6 protein-coding genes are annotated in these 5,988 nt (G+C 64.7%); 1 reads left to right on the top strand and 5 read right to left on the bottom strand.

The window, feature by feature from the left end; genetic code table 11:
* Positions 1-87: 87 nt before the first annotated feature.
* The 3 genes from DBR22_RS09675 to ppk2 form a co-directional block, all read right to left on the bottom strand.
* Positions 88-1,119 carry an LLM class flavin-dependent oxidoreductase gene (locus tag DBR22_RS09675; RefSeq protein ID WP_108598840.1) on the bottom strand — a complete coding sequence of 344 codons (1,032 nt, stop codon included), beginning with the start codon at positions 1,117-1,119 and terminating at the stop codon, positions 88-90.
* Positions 1,120-1,209: 90 nt separating this feature from the next.
* Positions 1,210-2,253, bottom strand: coding sequence for a hypothetical protein (locus tag DBR22_RS09670; RefSeq protein ID WP_108598841.1), 1,044 nt, complete (start codon positions 2,251-2,253; stop codon positions 1,210-1,212).
* Between the two features lie 152 nt (positions 2,254-2,405).
* Positions 2,406-3,344 carry a polyphosphate kinase 2 gene (gene ppk2 / locus DBR22_RS09665; RefSeq protein WP_108598839.1) on the bottom strand — a complete coding sequence of 313 codons (939 nt, stop codon included), beginning with the start codon at positions 3,342-3,344 and terminating at the stop codon, positions 2,406-2,408.
* Between the two features lie 205 nt (positions 3,345-3,549).
* On the opposite strand from ppk2, the gene DBR22_RS09660 reads away from it, so the two are divergent.
* Positions 3,550-3,726 carry a CsbD family protein gene (locus tag DBR22_RS09660; protein WP_108598838.1) on the top strand — a complete coding sequence of 59 codons (177 nt, stop codon included), beginning with the start codon at positions 3,550-3,552 and terminating at the stop codon, positions 3,724-3,726.
* Between the two features lie 79 nt (positions 3,727-3,805).
* On the opposite strand, the gene DBR22_RS09655 is transcribed toward DBR22_RS09660, so the two are convergent.
* Positions 3,806-5,278, bottom strand: coding sequence for a mannitol dehydrogenase family protein (locus tag DBR22_RS09655; protein WP_108598837.1), 1,473 nt, complete (start codon positions 5,276-5,278; stop codon positions 3,806-3,808).
* 3 nt (positions 5,279-5,281) lie between these two features.
* Positions 5,282-5,988: PfkB family carbohydrate kinase (locus tag DBR22_RS09650; RefSeq protein WP_108598836.1), on the bottom strand; the 707-nt coding region annotated here is incomplete at its 5' end.

The raw sequence follows: 5,988 nt of genomic DNA, 5'->3' as shown, positions 1-5,988 counted from the left end.
GCCGTCTCCGCCATGCCATCCTCCCGGGTCACCCTTGCATCGGTTCCAGCCTACGGTCAGCGGCCCCACATTCCCCGTCGGCGGGGGTCAGGCGGCGCCGATCCCGCGGTTTACGGCCGGCATGATTTCGGTGGCGAGGAGTTCGATCGAGCGGGCGGTCTCGGCGAACGGCAGCCCGCCCAGGCCGATCTGAGCCATGTAGCGGCTGTTGCCCAGGGCCTGGTGGATTTCGAGGAGCTTCTCGGTGACCTGCTGCGGGCTCCCCACCAGCAGGCCGCCGCCCGGTTCGCTCCAGTCATCAAAGGTGGACCGTGGAAAGTGGTCCACCGGCCGGGGCATGTTCTGCTCGAAGTAGGCCCGGTAGTGCGGGTAAAGGGTGTCCCGCGCCTGCTGCGAGGTGGGCGCCGCGTAGAAGTGGCCGCCCACACCCACCTGCAGGGTTGCGGAATCGTGGCCTGCCTCTTCCGCGCTGTGCCGGTATAGCTCCACCAGGCGGCGGAACCGTTCCGGTCCGGACAGCAGCGCGATGAACAGGGGAAGGCCCAGGCGTCCTGCCCGGGCGAAGCTGGCCGGGGTCCCGCCCACACCCACCCAGACGGGCAGCCTTTCCTGCACCGGACGGGGCGCGATATCCATGCCCGGAATGCTCTGGGTGAGCTCGCCATTCCAGGTCAGCGTGGCGTTGTCCCGCAATTCCAGCAGCATCCGCAACTTCTCGTCGAACAGGCCGTCGTAGTCCTCGGTGCTGTGGCCGAACAGCGGGTAGGACTCGACGAAAGCCCCGCGGCCGGCAATGATCTCGGCGCGTCCGTCACTGATCAGGTCAAGCGTGGCGAACTGTTCAAAGAGGCGGACCGGGTCCTGCGTGGAAAGCACCGTGACGGCCGTGCTGAGCCTGAGGCTGGTGGTTTCGCGGGCGATGGCTGCCAGCACGATTTCCGGAGCCGAGAGGGCGAAGTCGCGCCGGTGGTGCTCGCCGAGCCCCAGGAAGCTGAGGCCCGCCTGGTCCGCCAGTTTGGCCAGTTCAATCACCTCTTTGAGCCGCTGTTGGGGCGACAGGGCGCTGCCTGTGGTGATGTTGCGTGAAAGTTCGCCGAAGGTGAAGATACCAAAGTCCATATTTAGTTGAACATTCAATCTTCTGGTTTCATTCCTGAGGTGGACGGACGACGGCGGCCGCGCGCCGCCGTCGTCCGTTCACCACTGTTGCTAGCCGCTGAAGGCGACCTTGTCCCAGGAAAGCACCTCGGTACCGTCGGCACTGTTCCCGGCAACCGTGAACCTGACGTAGTTGGTGGCGTTGTTGGAGCCGTCCACCGTGATGCGCTGCAGACCATCCGCTCCGGCACCGCCGCCGTACACCTGGAGCCAGGGTGAGCCTGCGGCCAGTGGCTTGTTTTCGGCGAAGATGTGACTGTCTCCGTTGATGAGGTAGACGGGACCGTCAAAGCGGTTGGTCTCGGCAATGATGGTCTGGACGATTTCCCTGAAGCCGGACATGGTTTCAGGGTTGGCCAATGCGGCGTCGAGCAGCGCAGGGTCGAACATGTCGGCCTGGGTCATCAGCACCACGGCCCTGTCGTTCCGGCGGGTGGCATCACTGAAGGTTTCGCGCACCTGGGCAAGGACAGCGTCGGTCCGGTGCGCCACTTCAGCCAGCTGCTCGGGTGTGGCGGCCGTTTTGCCGAGGCCTGACCAAGGCTGCAGTGCGTTGTTGCTGCCTTGGACATTCACCACGGAGAAGGACACACGGTTCTGCGTGAAGCGGACGTTCTCCGGCAGGCCGAGGTCTTCCTGGGTCTTGACCGGCATGGTCTCACCCAGGGTCTTGCCGGGTTCGTCGAAGAAGACTTCACGGAGCTTGTCCAGCCGCTCCAGCGGGTTGTATGCGCCGTTGTTGGTCCGGTGGCAGTCCACCCACTCGTTGTCGCCGGGGGTGAACACCAGCGGATGCTCGAAAGTGTCGAACGCGGAGCGGATGTGCTCAAAGTAGGCGTCCGAACACACGGAAGACCCGTTCTTGATATCGCCCACGTGCGCGACAAACTTCAGCTCGCTGTCCGCATTGATGTCCTGGATGCGGGCGGGGAACTTCGTGATCTCTGCGGCACCATAGGGGATGTCGCCGATGACCCCGAAGGTGAAGGCCGGACCGGCGGCAGGGTTGTTTTCGGCGGCATTCGCGGGCACGATCGCGGTGCCAGCGCCGGCGGCGATGAGGGCCACTGCTGCTGCGGTCTTGAGTCTGTTCAGGCGCACGGGGAGTCCTAACGTGTGGAGGGATGCGTGAACAGACTTCCTGCCGCGGGCCAACAACCGGCCACCGGCTGGTTTCGGTGCAGTGAACAGCAGGTGATCGGGCCGCGGACTACCAGCGCCCGGAGCTTCCCAGAGCCCAGCCGGGCTCAGTCACCCACGGCTTCGCGCCCGCGCCGCACGATCAGCGGATCGGGGTCATGGACCACGGAGGTGTCCTTCTGGTCATAATCGAACTGGTTGAGGAACCAGCGCATTGCATTGATCCGCCCGCGCTTCTTGTCGTTGGACTTGATGGTGATCCACGGCGCGTGGTCGGTGTCCGTCCGAAGGAAGGTCTGTTCTTTCGCCTGCGTGTACGCCTCCCAGCGGTCCAGGGAGGCCAGGTCCATCGGCGAAAGCTTCCAGCGTCGCACCGGGTCAATCTGGCGGATCGCAAAGCGGGTGCGCTGTTCGTGGCGGGTCACGGAGAACCAGAATTTGTGGAGGTGGACGCCGGAGTCCACCAGCATTTTCTCGAAGAGCGGCACTTGGCGCATAAAGGTTTCATATTCCGCCTCTGTGCAGAAGCCCATGACGCGTTCCACGTTCGCCCGGTTGTACCAGGAGCGGTCGAACAGCACGATTTCGCCTGCGGACGGCAGGTGCTGGATGTAGCGCTGGAAGTACCACTGGCCCTGTTCGCGGTCCGAGGGTTTACTCAGGGCCACCGTCCTGGCCGAGCGCGGGTTCAGGTGCTCGGTGAAGCGCTTGATGGTTCCGCCCTTGCCGGCGGCATCGCGTCCCTCGAAGACGATCACATTCTTGAGGCCGTGGTCCTGGCCCCAGTATTGGAACTTCAGCAGTTCGACCTGGAGGCGGTACTTCTCGAGCTCATACTCCTCGCGGGACATCCGTTGCTCGTACGGGTAGCCCTCCCGCCACGTCTCCACCGCCGAGCCGCCAGGATCGATGAGCTCCGGATCCTCGCCCTCGCCGCCGCGCACGCTGTACCCCAGCTCCACGAGCTGGTCTATTGCCTCGCGAAGGTTTTCCCTGACCCACGACTGGTCTGCAGGAGTCCAGTGGCTGCTGCTTCCCTGCGCCATCTGAGGCCTCCTTCCGGGCTCAACTGCCGTCGTCGGAATCATAACAAGCCGGTCCCGGCACCCACCACGGTGCGGGACGACGGCGGGACCTCCCGCCGTCGGACAATTAAGTCAGCATGCTTAGCATTAAGTCAGTTTTCGGTTTACGATGAAAAGGTAAGCGGCGGGCGGATGCCCGCGGCAACCAATCGGAGGGAGTGTCACCGTGGGTCTGGATGACAAGATTGAGAATGCTGCCGAGAAGCTTGGCGGCAAGGGCAAGGAAGCTGCCGGAAGGGCCAGCGACGATCCGAACCTCGAGGCAGAGGGTAAGGCCGACCAAAGCAAGGCCGATCTGAAGCAGGCCGGCGAAAAGGTCAAGGACGCCTTCAAGAAGGACTAGTCCCCCCTATAGATGCAGCAGAGGAAGGGTGCCACCCGAAGCGGGGTGGCACCCTTCCTTTGCTGTCAGGGCCTTGCTGTCAGGGCTTCAGCGCTTCCAGGGCAGCCCGGGCTCCCTTGCTGTGCAGATCGTCCAGCGCCCTGGTATAGGCGGCCACGAAAACCGGGCTGTCGATCAGGTCACCGAACACCTCACGGTTGGCAATGAAGGCGAGCGGCTCCTCGTGCTGCCGGGCCGCGGCCGCCATCAGCGGCTCTTTCAGCCGGTCGACGACGTCGATCGGGTTTCCCTGTTCATCGACGCCTTCGTCATAGCGAGCCCAGCTGGCCACTATCGCGGCTGAACGGTGGACCTCTCCCCCGTGTTCGAGGTTGATGCGGATGACCGGGACCAGCCACTTGGGGATCCGGTCCGAGCTTTCGGCGCACAGCCGGGCCAGAGTATCCAGCACATGTTCATTGGAAAACCGCTCAATCAGGGTCCGTTTATAGGCATTGAGGTCGACGCCCGGGACGGGGTGGAGCGTCGGCGTGGCTTCCTGGTCCATGTAGCCCAGCAGGAACTGCGCGAACAATTCATCCTGCGCCACCTCGTGGGCGTAACGGTATCCGGCGAGGTAGCCGAAGTAGCACATGCCCTGGTGGCTGGCGTTGAGCAGGCGCAGCTTCATGAGTTCGTAGGGTTCAACGTCCGCCACCAGCTGCACACCCGCTTCCTCGAACGGAGGCCGGCCCAGGCTGAACTTGTCTTCCAGGACCCACTGTTCAAAGGGCTCGCACACCACCGGCCAGGCGTCCTCGATCCCGAACTCTTCGGTGATGGCCGCGCGGTCGGCGTCCGTGGTCACCGGGGTAATGCGGTCCACCATGCTGTTCGGGAAGGGAACGTTCTCCTCAACCCAGGCGCCGAGTGCGGGGTCCTTGAGGTGTGCGAAGGCGGTGAACATCCTGCGGGCCACGTCACCGTTGCCCTGGATGTTGTCGCAGGACATCACGGTGAACGGGGCGAGCCCCCGTGCCCGGCGCCGTGCCAGCGCTTCGGTGACCAGCCCGAATGTTGTCCGCGGCGGGTTCCCGGGCTGGAGGTCATGGACAACGTCGGGGTTGCCGGCGTCGAACTCCCCGGTGACATGGTGGAAGTTGTAGCCTCCCTCGGTGACGGTGAGCGAGACGATCCGGGTTGCCTCGGAGGCCATCTTCTCAATGACGGCTTCGGGATCCTCCGGGGCGAACAGGTATTCGATGATTGAACCGATGACCCGTCCCTCGCGGGTTCCGTCCGGGTTTTTCACCACCAGGGTGTAGAGGCAGTCCTGGCTGTCCATGACCTGCTTCATGCGGGCATCGCCGGGCAGGACGCCGACGCCGCAGATGGCCCAGTCAAGCGCCTTGCCGGCGTTCATCAGCCTGTCCAGGTACATGGCCTCATGTGCACGGTGGAAACCGCCCACGCCGAAATGCACGATGCCGGCGGTCAGGCCGGAGCGGTCGTAAGCGGGCACCGCCACGGAAGCGGACAATCCGGAAAGGACGCTGGATTCGAGTGCAGGCATTGTCTAACCTTCCGATGCAGAGAGGGAACCGGTCAAGGAACCCAGTTCCGCTGAGTGTGGCGGGTTGGCCCCCGCCCGGGAGCAGGTGATGGCCGCGGCGCGGTTGGCGTAGTCGGCGAGGCCACGCAGTTCGTCCTGGTCCAGGGTTTCCAGACGTTGCCTCCCGCCGGGCCCGAGAGCGTGGAGTTGGGCAAGGCCGGAGATGAGAGCGGCCATGAAGGAATCCCCGGCTCCCACGGTGTCCACCAGGGCGATGTTTTTGGCGGGCATTTCCGCTCTCCCCTGCCGGGACAGGATCAGCGGACCGGCGGCGCCGCGCGTCAGCGCCACCAGGGCCGGGCCGAGCTCCAGCCACGCTGCCAGCGATTGCTCCGGGCTACGGTCCGGGTAAAGCCAGGCCAGGTCCTCATCGCTGGCTTTGACCATGTCGCTGGCCGCCACGAACAGTTCCGCCTGCGTCCGGGCTGCGGCAACGTCCGGGCTGATGGCGGGCCGGCAGTTCGGATCGTAGCTGACCGTCGCGGACTCCCGTGCCGCGTGCACCAGCGCCAGGGCGGCTTTGTCCCCGGGCCCGAGCATGGAAGCGATTGAACCGGTGTGGACGTGGGTGGAGCCTTCGACGGCGGCCAGAGCTGGCAGGGATGCCCCGTTGAAGTCCCAGGTGATGTCGAAGGCGTACGTGGCGGCGCCGTCGGAGCCGAGCGTGGCGG

It is taken from the genome of Arthrobacter sp. HMWF013 (assembly GCF_003061105.1).
Lineage (GTDB): Bacteria > Actinomycetota > Actinomycetes > Actinomycetales > Micrococcaceae > Arthrobacter.
Note: the sequence above shows the minus strand (reverse complement) of the source record. Positions and strands in the feature narration are given on the sequence as shown.

What these genes read in the sequence shown, in the direction of transcription:
- DBR22_RS09675 (WP_108598840.1), bottom strand. Translation starts at nt 1,119, where the DNA reads ATGGACTTTGGTATCTTCACCTTCGGCGAACTTTCACGCAACATCACC.
- ppk2 (WP_108598839.1), bottom strand. Translation starts at nt 3,344, where the DNA reads ATGGCGCAGGGAAGCAGCAGCCACTGGACTCCTGCAGACCAGTCGTGG.
- DBR22_RS09655 (WP_108598837.1), bottom strand. Translation starts at nt 5,278, where the DNA reads ATGCCTGCACTCGAATCCAGCGTCCTTTCCGGATTGTCCGCTTCCGTG.